The sequence below is a fragment of the Pedobacter sp. AC464 genome, assembly GCF_979253075.1.
The window spans coordinates 1,937,598-1,954,619 of record NZ_CEEDBV010000002.1; the positions used below are offsets into that span (position 1 = coordinate 1,937,598).

10 protein-coding genes are annotated in these 17,022 nt (G+C 40.1%); all 10 read left to right on the plus strand.

Annotated elements, in window-relative coordinates; all coding sequences use genetic code 11:
• Positions 1–2: 2 nt before the first annotated feature.
• The 10 genes from AC0IWT_RS19450 to AC0IWT_RS19495 all read left to right on the plus strand — a co-directional run bounded on the left by AC0IWT_RS19450 (position 3) and on the right by AC0IWT_RS19495 (position 17,006).
• The gene (locus AC0IWT_RS19450) at positions 3–1,004 is read left to right on the plus strand and encodes a SusE domain-containing protein (protein WP_056871892.1); all 1,002 of its coding nucleotides are present in this window, start codon (positions 3–5) and stop codon (positions 1,002–1,004) included.
• 197 nt (positions 1,005–1,201) lie between these two features.
• Complete coding sequence (locus AC0IWT_RS19455) at positions 1,202–3,046, plus strand: glycoside hydrolase family 13 protein (RefSeq protein WP_471798425.1); 1,845 nt, start codon at positions 1,202–1,204, stop codon at positions 3,044–3,046.
• 43 nt (positions 3,047–3,089) lie between these two features.
• On the plus strand, positions 3,090–3,770 hold the full coding sequence (pgmB, locus tag AC0IWT_RS19460; RefSeq protein WP_471798426.1) for a beta-phosphoglucomutase: 681 nt from the start codon (positions 3,090–3,092) through the stop codon (positions 3,768–3,770).
• A gap of 75 nt (positions 3,771–3,845) precedes the next feature.
• Positions 3,846–6,164, plus strand: a complete 2,319-nt coding sequence (locus tag AC0IWT_RS19465) for a glycoside hydrolase family 65 protein (protein WP_471798427.1) — start codon at positions 3,846–3,848, stop codon at positions 6,162–6,164.
• The gene (locus AC0IWT_RS19470) at positions 6,161–8,026 is read left to right on the plus strand and encodes an alpha-amylase family glycosyl hydrolase (protein ID WP_471798428.1); all 1,866 of its coding nucleotides are present in this window, start codon (positions 6,161–6,163) and stop codon (positions 8,024–8,026) included. The genes AC0IWT_RS19465 and AC0IWT_RS19470 overlap by 4 nt, the downstream gene beginning before the upstream one ends.
• A gap of 148 nt (positions 8,027–8,174) precedes the next feature.
• Complete coding sequence (locus AC0IWT_RS19475; RefSeq protein ID WP_471798429.1) at positions 8,175–9,551, plus strand: MFS transporter; 1,377 nt, start codon at positions 8,175–8,177, stop codon at positions 9,549–9,551.
• Between the two features lie 94 nt (positions 9,552–9,645).
• Positions 9,646–11,529, plus strand: a complete 1,884-nt coding sequence (locus AC0IWT_RS19480) for an alpha-amylase family glycosyl hydrolase (protein ID WP_471798430.1) — start codon at positions 9,646–9,648, stop codon at positions 11,527–11,529.
• 125 nt (positions 11,530–11,654) lie between these two features.
• The gene (locus AC0IWT_RS19485) at positions 11,655–12,209 is read left to right on the plus strand and encodes an RNA polymerase sigma factor (RefSeq protein WP_471798431.1); all 555 of its coding nucleotides are present in this window, start codon (positions 11,655–11,657) and stop codon (positions 12,207–12,209) included.
• A gap of 283 nt (positions 12,210–12,492) precedes the next feature.
• Complete coding sequence (locus AC0IWT_RS19490) at positions 12,493–13,551, plus strand: FecR family protein (RefSeq protein ID WP_471798432.1); 1,059 nt, start codon at positions 12,493–12,495, stop codon at positions 13,549–13,551.
• 179 nt (positions 13,552–13,730) lie between these two features.
• A complete protein-coding gene (locus AC0IWT_RS19495; RefSeq protein ID WP_471798433.1) occupies positions 13,731–17,006 on the plus strand; it encodes a SusC/RagA family TonB-linked outer membrane protein in 3,276 nt (1,091 codons plus the stop codon).
• Positions 17,007–17,022: the final 16 nt, after the last annotated feature.

A 17,022-nucleotide genomic window follows, 5' to 3' on the forward strand; every position in this document is an offset into this window, starting at 1 on the left:
ATATGAAATCAATATTCTTAAAATCAATGACATTAAGCTTAATCGCTCTGTCGTTATGGTCATGCAAAAAGGATGAAACAAAAGCCGTTGCAACAACAGGCACTGGTGCTCCATTGCAAGCTTCAGCAACCAATGTGGTTTTAGATAAATCGAAACTTACCTCAACGGTTGTAACATTTACTTTGGCCGATGCCAACTTTGGTTACCAGGCAGCCGTTTCAAACACCCTGCAACTTGCAGTAAAGGGAACTAATTTCGCCGCACCGAAAGAAGCTATTTTAGATGCAAAAGCAACTACTAAAGCCTATACTGGTTTAGATTTTAACAATTTGCTATTGGCTTTAGGTATTCCAACCACAGCCAATACTGATGTTGAGGTTAGGATTAAATCTTCCATCTCCAACAGTGTGGCGCCTGCTTACAGTAATGTAGTAACCATTAGTGCCCGGCCGTTCCCTTTAACAGCCTGGATTTATGTTCCTGGAAATTATCAGGGATGGAACCCGGCTACTGCAGATAGTTTAATCTCTGCAACCGGTAACGGTGTTTACACGGGCGTAATTGCGTTTGATGGTGACAAATTTAAAATCACTCCTGCTAAAAAATGGGATGTTGCCTATGGAGATGCTGGCGGTGGTAAACTGAGTACTTCAGGAGGAGACATTAGTTCTATATCTAAAGGTGCAAAGCAACTTGTTGTTGATTTAAATGCAAACACTTTTACCATCAAAGAATTAGTGTGGTCGATTATTGGTAACGCAGTTCCGGGAAGTAACTGGTCTGTTGATACAGATATGAAATTCATCAATGATGGTAAAAATAGCTGGACAATCACTACGCCTCTAACTGCTGGCGAACTTAAGTTCAGGTTAAACCACGATTGGGGAACAAGTATTGGTGATGGCGCTAACAATGTTGCTATCGCTACTGCTGGAACTTACAAATTAACATTAACACTTAACGCAGATGGTAAAACGGGAAGTTTTACTGCGGTTAAACAATAACTTTTACAACCCTGCAGAAAAACTAATTTTTGCAGGGTTTTTTTAAGCCCTTCGTTACATGATCCCATTTCGTTTTTTAGCACAAATTCCTCTTCATTTTCTAATCCTAAATTAATTTTAAGCCATGCTTAATGGTCTCAAAAATTCTTAAATAAGCTGTACACCAGCTTCATTGGTCTCCATCTGAAATTTAGAAAATGAAAAAAATATATCTATTATTCCTTATCCTTTTTGTTGGAAGTAGTTCATTCGCTCAAAAATTAGAGCGCATAGAACCGATGTTCTGGTTCGCCGGGATGCACAATCCAAAGCTACAATTGCTTGTTCATGGCGATAACATTGCTGCAAGCACAGTTACATTAACTTACCCTGGCGTAAAACTGGTTAAAGTTAACAAAGTCGAAAATCCTAATTACCTTTTTATCGATTTGGAGCTATCGTCCTCGGTAAAGGCTGGTAAATTCCCCATAAACTTTTCTGCCAACGGCAAAAAGATATCTACTTACACTTACGAATTAAAAAGCCGCGATAAAAATGCCAGCAGGATTCAAGGTGTAACTCAAAAAGATTTTATTTACTTATTGATGCCTGATCGTTTTTCGAACGGCGATAAAAGTAATGATGTTGTTAAAGGCTTAGCCGAAATAGCATTAAACCGCGACAGTATGTATTACCGTCACGGTGGAGATATTCAAGGCGTGATCAACCATTTAGATTATCTGAAGGATCTAGGAATCACAACCGTTTGGATGACTCCAGAAATTGAAAATGATATGGAAAAGGCATCCTACCATGGTTATGCCGCTACTGATCATTATAAAATAGATCCCCGATACGGAACCAACGAACTCTATAAAAAATATGTGGAAACTGCTCATGCTAAAGGCATGAAGGTGATAAAAGATATTGTTCATAATCATATTGGCACCGGACATTGGTTTTTTAAAGATTTGCCCATGAAAAGTTGGGTACATCAATGGCCAAAATATACCCAAACCAGTTACCGCGACCAAACCGTAATGGATACACATGCGTCTGCGGCAGACCGTAAGAAAATGCTCGATGGCTGGTTTGTTCCATCAATGCCTGATTTGAACGAGTCTAATCCTTACGTGCAAAATTATCTAACACAGAACCATATCTGGTGGATAGAATATGCAGGTATCGATGGGTTACGTTTAGATACCTACCCCTATAACGACCCCGAATATATGGCCGACTGGGCAATTAAGCTTAAAGCAGAGTTTCCTAAGCTTTCCATTTTTGGAGAAACCTTTGTTTCTGGTGTGGCAAATCAGGCTTATTTTACTGAGGGCAATACCGTTAACCGTGGTTTTGATACGCATTTGCCAGGTATTACCGATATGGCTGTTAAGGAAGGAATCTATGAGGCTTTAAATGGAAAGAACGGCTGGACAGATGGCGTGAATCGCCTGTATGATGTTGTTGCCCATGATTTTCTATACAAAGACCCAACTTTAAATTGTATTGCGCTGGATAACCACGATATGAGCCGGTTTTATTCTGTTGTTAATGAAGATTTCGACAAATTTAAAATGGGCATCGCTTTGCTTTTAACCATGCGTGGCATTCCTCAAATGTATTATGGTACAGAAATTTTAATGAAAAATTTTTCTAACCCCGATGGGTTGGTACGTGCTGATTTTCCTGGTGGATGGGATGGTGATAAGAAAGATAAGTTCATCGCCGTTGGCAGAACAAACAAAGAAAATGAAGCATTTAGTTTTGTAAAAACCCTGGCCAATTATCGCAAAAACAGCGCTGCTTTACAAAGCGGAAAGTTAATGCAATTCGTGCCCGAGGATGACATTTACGTTTATTTCAGGTACAATACCCAGCCAAAGGGATCGGTAATGGTTATCGTGAACAATGCAGACAAAGCGAAAACTTTGAATACCGAAAGATTTGCGGAAAGAACAAATGGAATTACTACCGCAAAAAATGTAATTTCAGGAGAAAATATGTCGGTAAAAGAAATTAAAGTGCCAGCTAAAACAACGTTAATTTTAGAGTTGAATTAAATCATTGCCGTTAACTTCCGTTAACGGTTATTACAAATATACCATGCAAGAAACATCAAACATACTACCTTCAACCGCTCAAATTAAAGCCTGTCTTTTCGATTTGGATGGCGTACTGGTAGATACCGCCGTTTACCATTACCAGGCCTGGAAACGCCTGGCCAACACAATGGGTTTTGATTTTACAGAAGAACAGAATGAGCAACTTAAAGGCGTAAGCCGGGTAGAAAGTCTGAACAAAATTTTGGATTGGGGTAAGGTGGTTAAAACAGATGCTGAAAAAGAAGAACTGGCTACTTTAAAAAATAGCTGGTATGTAGATATGATTACGAAAATGACACCGGCCGAAGTATTACCGGGAACGGTTGATTTTTTAACCTCTATTCACAAAGCGGGATATAAACTCGCACTAGGTTCGGCAAGTAAAAATTCAGGAATCATTTTAGAGAAAACTAATCTTGCTCATTTTTTTGACGAGATTGTGGATGGCAATATGGTTACCAAATCAAAGCCAGATCCGGAGGTTTTTCTTAAAGGTGCGGAACTTTTAGGCTTTAAACCTAACGAATGTGTGGTGTTTGAAGATGCGGTGGCTGGTGTAGAAGCCGCGAAGCGTGGCGGCATGAAAGCCATTGGCATCGGCGAGAAAAGTGTGCTTACGCAAGCAGATGTGGTGGTAAGCGGACTAGATAAATTAACAGTTAAGGATTTAGAAGAACTATAATAAGGTTTAAGATGTAGGGTTTAAGCATTGGCGATTTCGGTCCTGACACTTAATACTAACTACTTGATACTAGATATGAAGAATTACATTAAAGCGGATGAGTGGAACATTATCGAAGAAGGCTTTGATCCACATTTAAATAAAATTTCGGAAAGCATTTTCAGTTTGGGTAACGGCCGTATGGGGCAACGTGCCAATTTTGAAGAAACATACAGTGGTGAAAGTTTGCCGGGGAACTATGTAGCGGGTGTTTATTACCCTGATAAAACCCGCGTGGGCTGGTGGAAAAACGGATACCCGGAATATTTTGCAAAAGTATTAAATGCCGCAAATTGGGTGGGTATCGAAGTAAAGATTGATGGAGAGATTTTAGACTTAGCCACCGCTGAGGTAAGTGATTTCAGGCGTGTGCTAAATATGCATGCCGGTATTTTAGAGCGTAGCTTCACCGCAAAGTTAAAAGGGGGTAAAACGGTAAAAGTAAAAGCAACACGTTTTTGCAGCATCGCCGATGATGAAGTTGGCGCAATCCGCTACAGCATTACTGCCACAAATTTCGATGGAACTGTTACCTTAATGCCTTTCATCGATGGCGATATTAAAAACCAGGATAGTAATTACGATGAGAAATTCTGGACATTGGTTTCTGATGAAATCAATGGAACAGAAGCTTACATAAAACTAAGAACAAAGAAAACAGCGTTCGAGGTTTGCACCGGAAGCAGCATTGAATTGTATAGAAATGCGGAAAAAGTAGCCATAAAGCCAGAGGCTGTTCGTAGAGAAAAGTTGGTTGGGCAAACTTTTTCCGTAGAGTTAAAAGCAAACGAAGAGATTACGCTGATAAAAATCGCGGCTAATTTATCTTCAGAAAATTATGAGAAAGAATCGCTTTTAAAGGAAACGAAAGCAGTTATTGCCAAAGCAACTGCGAAGGGTTTCGATGTTTTATTAAGCGAACAAACCGAGGCCTGGGCAACGAAATGGGAGGAAAGTGATATTGTTATTGAAGGCGATATTTCGGCACAACAAGCCATCAGATTCAATATTTTTCAGTTATTTCAAACTTACACAGGTAAAGACGATCGCTTAAATATTGGTCCGAAAGGTTTTACCGGAGAAAAATACGGCGGTTCTACTTATTGGGATACAGAGGCATACTGTGTGCCGTTTTATCTTGCAACTGCTCCGCAGGAAGTAAGTAAAAATTTATTGATTTACCGCCATAAACAGTTAGGTAAAGCAATTGAAAATGCTGCGAAATTGGGTTTTAAAGACGGAGCAGCTTTGTATCCGATGGTTACCATGAATGGCGAAGAATGCCACAACGAATGGGAAATTACTTTCGAAGAAATTCACCGTAACGGCGCTATTGCTTTTGCCATTTACAACTATATCCGTTACACGGGTGATGAAAGTTATCTTTCGGACTTCGGTCTCGAGGTATTAATCGGCATTGCCCGTTTCTGGAAACAGCGGGTAAACTGGAGTGGAGAGAAACAAAAGTATGTAATGCTTGGTGTTACCGGACCTAACGAGTACGAAAATAACGTAAACAACAACTGGTATACCAATTTGCTTGCTACCTGGTGTATGAAATACGCAACCGAAGCTGCTGGAATTGTAAAAGCGCAACAGCCGGATAGATACGACAACTTGTTAAAAAGTCTGAATTTCGACACCCAAGAATTTTCGGACTGGGCAGACATTATCGAGAAAATGTATTACCCTGAAGATAAAAATTTGGGCATATTCTTACAACAAGACGGCTATCTTGATAAAGAACAAACATTAGTGAAAGATTTGCCGGCAAGCGAAAGACCAATTAACCAGAAGTGGAGTTGGGACAGGATTTTGCGTTCTCCGTTTATTAAACAAGCCGATGTTTTGCAAGGATTGTATTTCTTCGAAGAGGATTACGATTTGGAAACCATTCGCAGGAACTTCGATTTTTATGAGCCACGTACCGTTCATGAGAGTTCTTTATCGCCTTGCGTACACAGCATTTTAGCCGCTAAACTGAACGATGAAGCACGTGCTTACGAATTCTATTTGCGTACCGCCCGTTTAGATTTGGACGATTACAACAATGATACAGAAGATGGTTTGCACATCACATCGATGGCAGGAACCTGGATGAGTGTTGTGGAAGGCTTTGCCGGCATGCGTGTTCGTGATGGTAAACTGCATTTTAATCCGTTCTTACCAACGCAATGGAAATCTTTCTCTTTTACTGTTGGTTTTAGAGGGGCTACCCTGAAAATTAACATTACCGAAAATGGAATAACCATTAAAAACCACAATGGTATTGATTTGGAAATCGGCATCAAGAACCAGCTTTATAATTTAGCCGGAAATGCAGAAATTGAAGTTAATAACGCAGCCCTGGTATGAGAAAGACTGATGGCTTAGCGCTTAAAGGTATAAAGATTAAACAGCAAGGCTTAACAGGCTTGACGCGTTTCTCTGCTCCATGCTTCTTAAATTCCGGAGGCCGCTGGTTTAATTTTATAGCGCTTTCGGTTATCTTTGCCATGCTCTCTCAATCATCCTTCGCACAAAAAAAGAGTAAACAAATGAACGATAAGCAAATCGTTATATATCAGTTATTGCCCCGCTTGTTCGGAAATAAAAACACCGCAAATATTCCCTATGGCACCATTACTCAAAATGGATCGGGAAAGTTTAATGACATTACAGATAAGGCTTTAGATGGAATTAAAGAATTGCATGCTAATTATGTTTGGTACACCGGTGCGCTCGCCCATGCCAGTTTAACCGACTATTCTGCCTACGGAATTAAGGTTGATGATGCCGATGTGGTAAAAGGCAGAGCCGGTTCACCTTATGCTATTCGCGATTATTATGATGTAAATCCTGATTTGGCCGTGGATGTTAAAAATAGGATGCAGGAGTTTGAGGCTTTGGTAAAAAGAACACACCATAAAAATTTAAAACTTCTTATCGATTTTGTTCCCAACCACGTGGCCAGAAGCTACCATTCTTACGCTAAGCCGAAACAGGTTGTAGATTTTGGCGCTGAAGATGACGTAAACAAAGCATTTAGTGCGACAAATGATTTTTATTATATTCCAGGTCAGCATTTTGTAGTACCCACCAACGGAGAAAAAACGCCGCTATCTGCTTTGCAAGATGGTAAGTTTGATGAGAATCCGGCGAAGGCAACCGGTAACGATGCATTCACCGCCTCGCCTAGATACGACGATTGGTACGAAACCATTAAATTGAATTATGGTGTAGATTATCAAAACGGCAAACAAAATCATTTCGAACCTATCCCTCCGGTTTGGATAAAAATGAGAGATATTCTAATCTTCTGGACTAAAAAAGGTGTCGACGGTTTTCGTTGCGATATGGCAGAAATGGTGCCTATCGCATTCTGGAGCTGGGTTATTCCGCAGGTAAAAAAGGTTAACCCTAATTTGATTTTTCTTGGCGAAGCTTATAATCCGCTGGTTTATAAACAATATTTAGACGAAGGGAAATTCGACTACCTCTACGATAAAGTGGGTTTGTACGACGGCCTTAAAAAGTTAATCAGAAACGAACCATCTGCAGATGTAAAAGACATTCGAAATGTATGGCAGGTAGAAAGCGCTGGTTTTGGCAAAAATATGTTACGCTTTTTAGAAAACCATGATGAAGAACGTATTGCATCGGCAGGCTTTGCAGGGAAAGCTGAACTGGCTTTGCCTGCAATGGTGGTTTCGGCAACTTTAGGTTCTGGTCCGGTAATGCTCTATTTCGGGCAGGAAGTGGGCGAGCCAGGCATTGGCCGGGAGGGGTTTGGAGGAGATGACAACCGGACCACAATTTTCGATTATTGGGGCGTTCCGAATCATCAGCAGTGGATGAACGACGGTTTGTTTGATGGAATGAAACTGAACGAGGAACAACGAAATTTACGAGCGTACTACAAGCAACTCTTAAAAGTAACCTCAACAAGTGATGCGGTTATAAACGGGGAAATTTACGATGTTCCGCAAACTGGAAATATGAACAATCGCATGTATGCATTTATTCGCTATTCTGGCAAACAACGCCTTTTGGTAGTTGCTAATTTTGACAGAAACCAAAGCCTGGAGGCTAACATCGAAATTCCTAATGCCGTTTTGAAAGTTAAACATTCATCTCCAGTTACGGATTTATTAACTGATATAAGATTAAATATACCCGCAGGTACAAGTATCCCTGTAAAACTTGGTCCGGTTTCGGCACAGGTTATAGAATTTTAAACCTTTATAATTAACCTCAAAATACACAAAGAAGAAGTACATAACTAACAGCTTTTAAAAAGTAGCCTGATTTTTTTCTTTGAAAATGCTGAGCGCTTTGTAGGGGAAACCGCTGCTTTGTTATCGTGGAAAGACTAAACCAAATAAAATGAGCTTAAAAACAATATTCGAAAACCCGAAACTAACGCTTGCACAGATTATCAACATGAGTGTTGGTTTTTTCGGAATCCAGTTTGGTTGGGATTTACAACGTGCCAACATGGGGCGTATTTATGAAAACCTTGGGGCTAACCCCGATCAGGTTCCGTTGTTGTTTTTGGCTGCTCCTTTAACTGGTCTTCTGGTTCAACCTGTTATTGGTTACCTGAGCGATAGAACCTGGCATCCAAAATGGGGCAGAAGAAGACCATATTTTATGATTGGAGCAATTGTAAGCAGTATTGCCTTGATCATTATGCCACATAGCAGCGCCCTTTGGATGGCTGCAGGATTATTATGGGTATTAGATGTTTTCGGCAACATAGCCATGGAACCTTTTCGTGCCTTCGTTACCGATAAATTGCCCGACAGCCAGGTAAACCGTGGTTTTATCATGCAAAGCATGATGATAGGTTTGGGCGGAAGCGTTGCCTCTGCTTTGCCCTGGCTCATGAATAATGTTTTCAGCTTGCAAAATACAGCAGCACAGGGAGAGATTCCGGAAAACGTGAAATTCTCCTTCTACATCGGTGCTTTCTTCTTTTTTGCAGCGGTATTGTGGACAGTTTTCACAACCAAAGAATATCCCCCGCAAGATGTAGATTTCAAAGAAAAAGTTCGCGAAAGCAACAAAGGTTTTGGTGGCGGCGTTTCTGAAATTCTTGGCGCATTAAGAAACATGCCCAAGCGCATGCAAATTGTTTCTTTAGTACAGTTTTTTACCTGGCCGGGTTTGTTTTTAATGTGGTTTTATTACACTACCGCAGTGGCTGTAAACCTTTTTGGTGGTAAAGATGCTGCTGACCCGGTTTATGCCCATGGCGCTGATTTCGGGAGTTTAACCCTGGCGTATTATAGCGTAATCACCTTCCTTTTCGCCCTGGTTTTACCCAAAATTGCCGATGCTTTAGGACGCAAAACCACCCACGCATTATGTTTAATATGTGGTGCGATTGGATTAATCAGCGTAGCATGGGTACACGATAAAAACATGCTTTACCTGTGTATGACGGGCGTTGGCATTGCCTGGGCAAGCATTCTTTCTATGCCTTACGCCATGTTGAGCGGCTCTTTACCAAAAGATAAAATCGGGATTTACATGGGCATCTTTAACTTTTTCATCGTATTGCCTGAAATTATCGCATCATTAGGTTTTGGGTGGCTAATGCGCAATGTACTCAATAACGACAGACTTTTAGCGGTTCAGCTTGGTGGCGGATTAATGATTTTAGCAGCACTTATCTGTTACATATTTATTAAAGAGCCTAAAAATACCAACCAGGTTTTGGCAGCAGAGCTTGGCATCGAAGAAAACCGGTCAGTTTAACGCCCTTCGGCTCGCCAGTTACATAGTATAATCTTATTGCGAACCAGTTCGCCTGGTTGCCCGCAACTATGATTTTCCAATAAATCCAATTAAAATGAAAAAAGTTATTTACCTACTGTTGTTGCTTACCGGTTTAAATGTTGGCTGTAAAAAAGCATCGACAGATGGTGGCGTCGTTCCTCCGCCAAACGGTCAGGCTGCTGATTTGCCTGCAGGTGCCAAAGATGGCGTGGCATTCATCAATAATGGAACTTCAGCGATAGTTACCTTATACGCACCCGGCAAAACCAGCGTTTCGCTAATTGGCGAATTCAATAACTGGTCTCCAACGGCATCGGTAATGAAAAAAACAACAGACGGAAATACCTGGTGGATTCAGGTTGATAACCTTAATCCGGGCACAGAATACGCTTATCAGTTTTTAGTTGATGGAAGTTTAAAAGTTGCCGACCCATATTGTGAAAAGGTTTTAGACCCAGCGAACGATAACTACATTTCTGCTTCAACCTATCCGAATTTAAAAGCTTATCCAACGGGAAAAACAACCGGTATAGTAAGTACAATGATTGCAAACCAGCCTGCTTACACCTGGAAGAATGCCAATTTCATCAGGCCAGATAGAAATAATCTGGTTATTTATGAACTGCTAATCCGTGATTTTACGACCGAACACACTTACGCGTCTACACTGACAAAGCTAGATTATTTGGTGAATATGGGTGTTAATGCTATTGAACTGATGCCTGTTAACGAGTTTGAAGGAAATCTTAGCTGGGGTTATAACCCTTCCTTTTATTTTGCTCCTGATAAATATTATGGAAGCAAAACCGCACTTCAGAATTTTATTGATGAATGCCATGGAAAAGGTATAGCAGTTATTATGGATTTAGTCCTGAATCATTCATTCGGGCAATCGCCAATGGTACAGCTCTATTTTGATGGCTCAAAGCCAGCGGCAAATAGTCCGTGGTTTAATGTAGATGCCAAACACCCTTACAACGTTGGTTACGATTTTAACCACGAAAGTGCAGCCACAAAATATTTCGCCAAAAATGTAATGAAGTTTTGGATGCAGCAGTACAAAGTGGATGGATTTCGTTTCGATTTATCTAAAGGGTTTACACAAAAAGTTTCTACAGATGATGCAACAATGAGCGCATACGATGCGGGTAGAATTGCAATTTGGAAAGACTATAATGCTTACATAAAAAGTATCGACCCTAATTTTTTTGTTATCCTGGAGCACTTTGCCGATGCAAGTGAAGAAAAAGTTTTGGCTGATGACGGCATGATGCTATGGAATAATTTAAACTACAACATGAATGAAGCAACGATGGGCTGGCTTGGAAGCTCCGATTTTTCATGGGGATTTTATGCTAAACATGGTTTCACAAAATCAGATGGCCTGGTTACCTACGCCGAAAGCCATGATGAGGAACGGTTAAACTATAAAAACATTTCATTTGGAAACATGTCTGGCAGCTACCTGATAAAAGGAAACCTGCCAACATCTTTAAAACGCGAAGAAATGGCAGCAGCCTTTCTTTTTAGCATCCCCGGGCCCAAAATGGTTTGGCAGTTTGGCGAGTTGGGTTATGATGTCAGCATTGACTTTAATGGCCGCACCGGCGAAAAACCGATTAAATGGGATTACTTTACAGACCCCAACAGGAAAGCACTTTATGATGCGTACTCGAAGTTTGTCAAACTTAAAAAGAACAATAGCATCTTCAATACCACAAATGCCGCTTATAATTTAACAGGTGGTGTAAAGTACATCAAACTCAGCGATGCAGCGAATACCGTAGTGGTTGTTGGTAATTTTGATGTGATTAATCAAAATGCGAATATAGATTTTGGCGCTCCGGGTACATGGCTTGATGCGGTTGGCAATAATGTAAACCTTTCATCGAACATTTACACCGCAACTTTGGCATCTGGTGAATACCATATTTTTAGTAAAAACGCTTTAAAGTAAGCAGGGCTGTTTGGGCTTTATGTCGTAAGATTTTGAAGCAATTTTTAAATCGTAGAATCAGTGGCTTTTTTGGTTACAATCTTAGCTATTTTAGTTAATATTGTTTTAACAACTAGCTGAAATATATGGAGAACAAATTAATGCATCACTTGCTTTGGGAACGGTTACGTTCTGGCGACAAGGATGCTTTTTTTGATCTTTATGCTGCGCTGTATTATCCTCTGGTAAATTTTGGAATCAGGGTTTGTGCTGATGCAGATATTTCCGGCGAAGCCACCGATCTCGTTTTTACAACCATTTGGGAAAAACACAGTACGCTCAACCGTGTCGATAATGTTGAAGCCTACCTTCGAACGTTTCTTAAGCGGAAACTATTGAGAATACTGGAGCGTAGAAAAAAGTTGAATGTTGCATTAAGCAATGCCGGCGCCGATGGCGATTGGATGGAGATGAGTTATGAAGAATTTATTGTAAAAGTTCAAAGTGACGAACTGGTTCGATATCAGTTAAAAAACGCACTTGATAAGCTTACTTTCAGGCAGAAACAATTAATACACCTTAAATTTTTTGATGGACTTAGTTACGAACAAATCGCTCAGCAAACCAATCAAACAATAAAAACAGCCTATAATACCGTTTATGACGCATTGAAAGTTCTACGTAAAGAGCTTAAGGCTTAAATGCAAGGTCAACCTGAGGATAATTTTGTGGTTTCTAGTTTTCTCTTGCTTATATGAGCGCATCCTGCAGTTTGGGTGAGGCATTTAAAATGATGTTTCGCAAAACAGCCATATCTGATTCAAAATATTCCACTTCTTCCTGGTAAAATGAGGTAATAGACAAATAAAATTTCTTCGTTTTAAGCATCTGGAGTCCAAATATTCTGGTTTGTTAAAAAAAAGTTAAAATTCTTTTAGGAAAAAGTAAACTTTTTGGGCACTGATAAGTAAAAGCCAAATAATAATGATTGATAGAAATCAATTCAATGCAGAAGATTTTCTTGTAGAAAGTACATTTCAGCAGTATTGTGCGGGAAACGATAAGCTTTGCAGTGAATATTGGGAGAAGTATATTGCGGCTCATCCAGAACAGGCAGATGTTATTGCCGAAGCAAAAAAATTACATTTCATTTTGAGCGGAAATAAACGTCCGTTAAATAATCAACTGAATGCTTTAAAAGAAAGCTATAACAGCGAGCATTCGCTAAAACTTGGCAGAAATTACACCTGGCTTAAGGTGGCCGCTGCCATATTGCTTGTGTTGAGTATTGGCTTCCTTTACCGGGCTTACGAGGTTGGCAACACGGAAGTCGTTTCGATAGCAAAAACGTTTCACACCAAAAGCGGCGAAAGGAAAAAAATTACGCTTCCGGATGGGTCAACAGTTTTGTTAAATGCACAAAGCTCATTATCGATAGGAAAAGAATTTAATCAGACTTACCGTGAAGTTACCTTAAAAGGAGAAGGCTATTTTGATGTTGTGCATAATAAAAGTAAGCCTTTTAAAGTGCACACCGCAGAATTTAACATTAATGTGTTGGGTACTGCTTTTAATGTAAAGGCCTATCCCGACGAGATATCATCAGAAGCAACTTTAATTAGAGGGTTGATTACTATGGAAGCCGTAAATGGCAATGGCGGAACGATAACGCTTAAACCGAGTCAGAAAGTAACCTTCTACAAAACTGAAGCAGTTAAGGAAACGCAGAAAGCTGTAAAGCCTGTGGCAACCCGCCCGGAAATTATAATAAACCATTACACTTTAATAAAAGACAGTACAATTGTTGAAACCGCCTGGACGCAAAACAGGATTGAAATTTATGATCAGGATTTTGATGAAATAAGAGCAGTTCTGGAAAAATGGTTCAACGTTGAAATCAAATTTACAAATCCTGAAATTGAAAAATATCGGTTTACGGCAACCTTTAGTCACGAAAGCATTGAACAGGTGATGTCGGCATTACAGAAAGTAGAAAATTTTAAATATGAGATAAAAGGAAATCAGGTAATTATTTCGAAGTAGAAAAAAGGACGGTGTTGGCGCACCGCCCTTATAAATTCTTTTTGATCAATCAATGGCAGTTTATGCGCAAACAGATTGCTGCCAGTTAATTATGCAACCAAAAAAACAAAAATATGATTTATTATTACTTACTGCAAGGGCGTACGAGATACAGAACGCTTTTAAAATTCATTATGCTAATGAAACTAACCTGTATTATGGTTTTCATTACCTGTCTTAATGTTTCTGCATCGGTTTTTTCTCAGGAAAAAATTTCTCTCGATGTTAAGAAAACAAAACTAGCCAGGGTTTTACAGATTATAGAGCAGCAAAGCAGTTATCATTTTGTATACAGCTCCTCTTATGTTCCTGTTAATAAAGATGTAAGCATTACGGTAACCAACATTCCGGTTACTGATGTTTTATCTGCAATCCTTAATAGAACAAATCTAAAGTATTCGGTTTCTGATGGCGGATTGATTGTCATCAGCAGAAATAAAGAAGTTCCTATTGGCGGCACGGTAAAAGATGCGCAGGGTGGCTCATTACCTGGTGCGTCTGTTAGGGTAAAAGGTACGGCGATAGGCACATCAACCGATGTTAACGGGAAGTTTTCTTTAAATGCCCCGGAAAATGCGGTATTGGTAGTTTCATACGCGGGTTTTCAAACTAAAGAAATTTCGGTTGGCTCTCAAACAAACTTCGATATTGTTTTAAGCGAAGACAGCAAACAACTAACCGATGTTGTGGTAACGGCGTTGGGTATTAAAAAAGAAAGAAGAGCGCTTGGGTATTCGGTTACGCAAATTGGAGGCGAAACATTAACGCAGGCCCGCGAAAATAACATTACAAATTCTCTTGTAGGTAAAGTTGCCGGTTTGGATATTGCTGGTACTTCGGGCGGTGCGGGCGCTGCAACTAACGTAACCATACGTGGGGTGTCTAGTTTAGGCCCATCTAGTCAGCCGCTTTATGTTGTAAATGGTATACCGATGGAAAGCGCACCCGTTGGGTTCGGCAGTACAATCGGCATTGGAAACAATGGCGGCCAGTACGATAATGCGCCCGATTTAGGTGATGCGATCAGCAACTTAAATCCTGATGATATAGAAAGTATTTCGGTACTTAAAGGTGCTGCGGCATCAGCCTTATATGGAAACAGAGCTAAGGCAGGCGTAATCCTAATTACCACAAAAAGTGGAAAGGGAAACAGCATTGAGTTTAGCAGTAATTATGTTGCTGAACAGGTTATGGATAGAACGAACTGGCAATATGTTTATGGTCAGGGTGTTAACGGGCAGAAACCAACCACCCAACTGGCAGCGGCTTCTACAGGAAGTTCGAGCTGGGGTGCAAGATTAGATGGCAGCAATGTTATCCAGTTTGATGGCGTAAGCAGACCGTACAGCGCACAGGAAAATAACATTAAAGATTTTTACAGAACTGGTGGAAGCTGGACAAATACACTAGCTCTAAATAAGAGTTTCACCGGCGGCGTAATTCGTTTATCGGCAAGCGATTTGACTAATAATTCTGTAGTACCAAACTCTGGGCTCGACAGACAAAACTTTACCTTATCGGGAACTTTTGATCCGGTTAAAAACCTAGTTATCGATGCAAGAATGAATTATATTCTGGAGCAGGCAAAAAACCGGCCGATGCTATCAGATGGTGCAGGAAACGCAAATTACAACGCAGCATTTTTACCAACAAGCGTTAATATTGCAACGCTTCAGCCAGGTAAAAACGCCAATGGATCTGAGCTTTCATATAACACTGGCAACCCTTATGCAACAAACCCGTGGTTTGCCGCCAATGATTTTATCCATGATACGAAAAGAGAACGTTTATTAAGCTCTTTCAGCGCAAAATATACATTTGATAATGGTTTGTTTATACAGGGAAGGGCAGGTAGAGATTCATATAATGATAGCTACATTTCGGTAACTCCTTCTGGTACTGCCTATGATGCGGATGGTGGCTACACAGAACAAAACAGTAAGTTTTCGGATATCAATATTGATGGATTAATTGGTAAATCTTTCAAAATTGATAATTTTTCTATTACGCCAAACCTTGGTGCAAGTTACCGCCGTACAAAGAGCGAGGGCATTACAAACGGCGGTTCATCATTTCAAATATTTGGGATTTATACGCTCGCAAATACCGGCGGTAAATCAGTTTCTGCTTATAAGTTAGATCAGGAAACACAATCGGTTTATGGGACTTTAGAACTTGCCTACAAAGATGTTTTATATTTAACGGGTAGTGCCAGAACAGATTGGTTTTCAACATTAGCCACACCAGGTAAAGACAACAAACTCGATGTAATTTATCCATCCGTTAGTGGCTCATTTGTGTTTTCAGAACTGTGGAAACCATCCTTTTTAAGCTTCGGTAAATTAAGAGCAGGTTATGCAATGGTAGGGCAGGCAACAAGCCCTTTCCAAACCCAGCTTTATTACAATTTACGTAGTGAGGCCAACAATGGTGCGCCACTTGGTAATATCGTAAACAGCTCCATACCAAATTCATCTTTGCGTGCATCAAAAGCTACAGAGTTGGAAATTGGTACGGAAATGAGGTTTTTTGGGGATAGGTTGAGCTTTGATGTTACCTGGTACAACAAAAAATCAACCGATGAAATTCTTCCTGTTCCAACCTCAACAACTACCGGCTACAGCGGAGCGGTTTTAAACATTGGTAAGCTTAGAAACAAAGGGGTAGAAGCTTTAATTTCTGGCGTGGTTTTAAAGGCCAACGATTTTAAATGGACCTCAAGCGTAAACGGTTCTTATAATGATAACAAAGTTTTAACCCTTGCGCCAGGCACGGCGTCGCAGTTATTGGCAACTTCAAGAAGCAACGTTGGTTTCTTACAAAATCTTGAAGGCATGGCTATCGGACAGGTTATGGCATACGATTTTCTTTATGACGCAACTGGCAATATTGTAAAAGATACCAATGGGGCGCCGCAAAGAGGTGAACTTAAAGCTTACGGATCTGCTTACAACAAATGGGCAGCCGGCTGGAACAATGAATTCAACTACAAAGGTGTTAACTTATCTTTTTTAATAGATGGGAAATGGGGCGGAAAGATTTTCTCGGCCACAGATTACTATGGCTATGTTTTTGGATTACATCAGGCAACGCTCGAGAATCGTGACGCTTTAGGCATTAATGCTGCAAATTATTACAGCACCTACGCAAACAACGTTTCGAAACAGTTTGTACAGGATGCCAGCTTTATAAAATTCAGACAGGTCATTTTGGGTTACAATTTCCCTGCTAAAATGTTCAATAATAAAATTAAGGGCTTAAATCTAAGTTTCGTTGGTCGTAATTTATTTATTCTGATGAAGAAAACTGATAACATCGATCCGGAATCGAGTTATAATGCAACTATTCCAGGTATGGAATTGGGCGGTGTGCCACCAGTGCGCACATACGGTTTAAATTTAAGTGTTAAGTTATAATCCTTTAAAAGAATTG

Bases quoted from the DNA above. Each gene is read 5' to 3' on its own strand.
- AC0IWT_RS19450 (WP_056871892.1), top strand. From the start codon at position 3: ATGAAATCAATATTCTTAAAATCAATGACATTAAGCTTAATCGCTCTG.
- AC0IWT_RS19455 (WP_471798425.1), top strand. From the start codon at position 1,202: ATGAAAAAAATATATCTATTATTCCTTATCCTTTTTGTTGGAAGTAGT.
- pgmB (WP_471798426.1), top strand. From the start codon at position 3,090: ATGCAAGAAACATCAAACATACTACCTTCAACCGCTCAAATTAAAGCC.
- AC0IWT_RS19465 (WP_471798427.1), top strand. From the start codon at position 3,846: ATGAAGAATTACATTAAAGCGGATGAGTGGAACATTATCGAAGAAGGC.
- AC0IWT_RS19470 (WP_471798428.1), top strand. From the start codon at position 6,161: ATGAGAAAGACTGATGGCTTAGCGCTTAAAGGTATAAAGATTAAACAG.
- AC0IWT_RS19475 (WP_471798429.1), top strand. From the start codon at position 8,175: ATGAGCTTAAAAACAATATTCGAAAACCCGAAACTAACGCTTGCACAG.
- AC0IWT_RS19480 (WP_471798430.1), top strand. From the start codon at position 9,646: ATGAAAAAAGTTATTTACCTACTGTTGTTGCTTACCGGTTTAAATGTT.
- AC0IWT_RS19485 (WP_471798431.1), top strand. From the start codon at position 11,655: ATGGAGAACAAATTAATGCATCACTTGCTTTGGGAACGGTTACGTTCT.
- AC0IWT_RS19490 (WP_471798432.1), top strand. From the start codon at position 12,493: ATGATTGATAGAAATCAATTCAATGCAGAAGATTTTCTTGTAGAAAGT.
- AC0IWT_RS19495 (WP_471798433.1), top strand. From the start codon at position 13,731: ATGAAACTAACCTGTATTATGGTTTTCATTACCTGTCTTAATGTTTCT.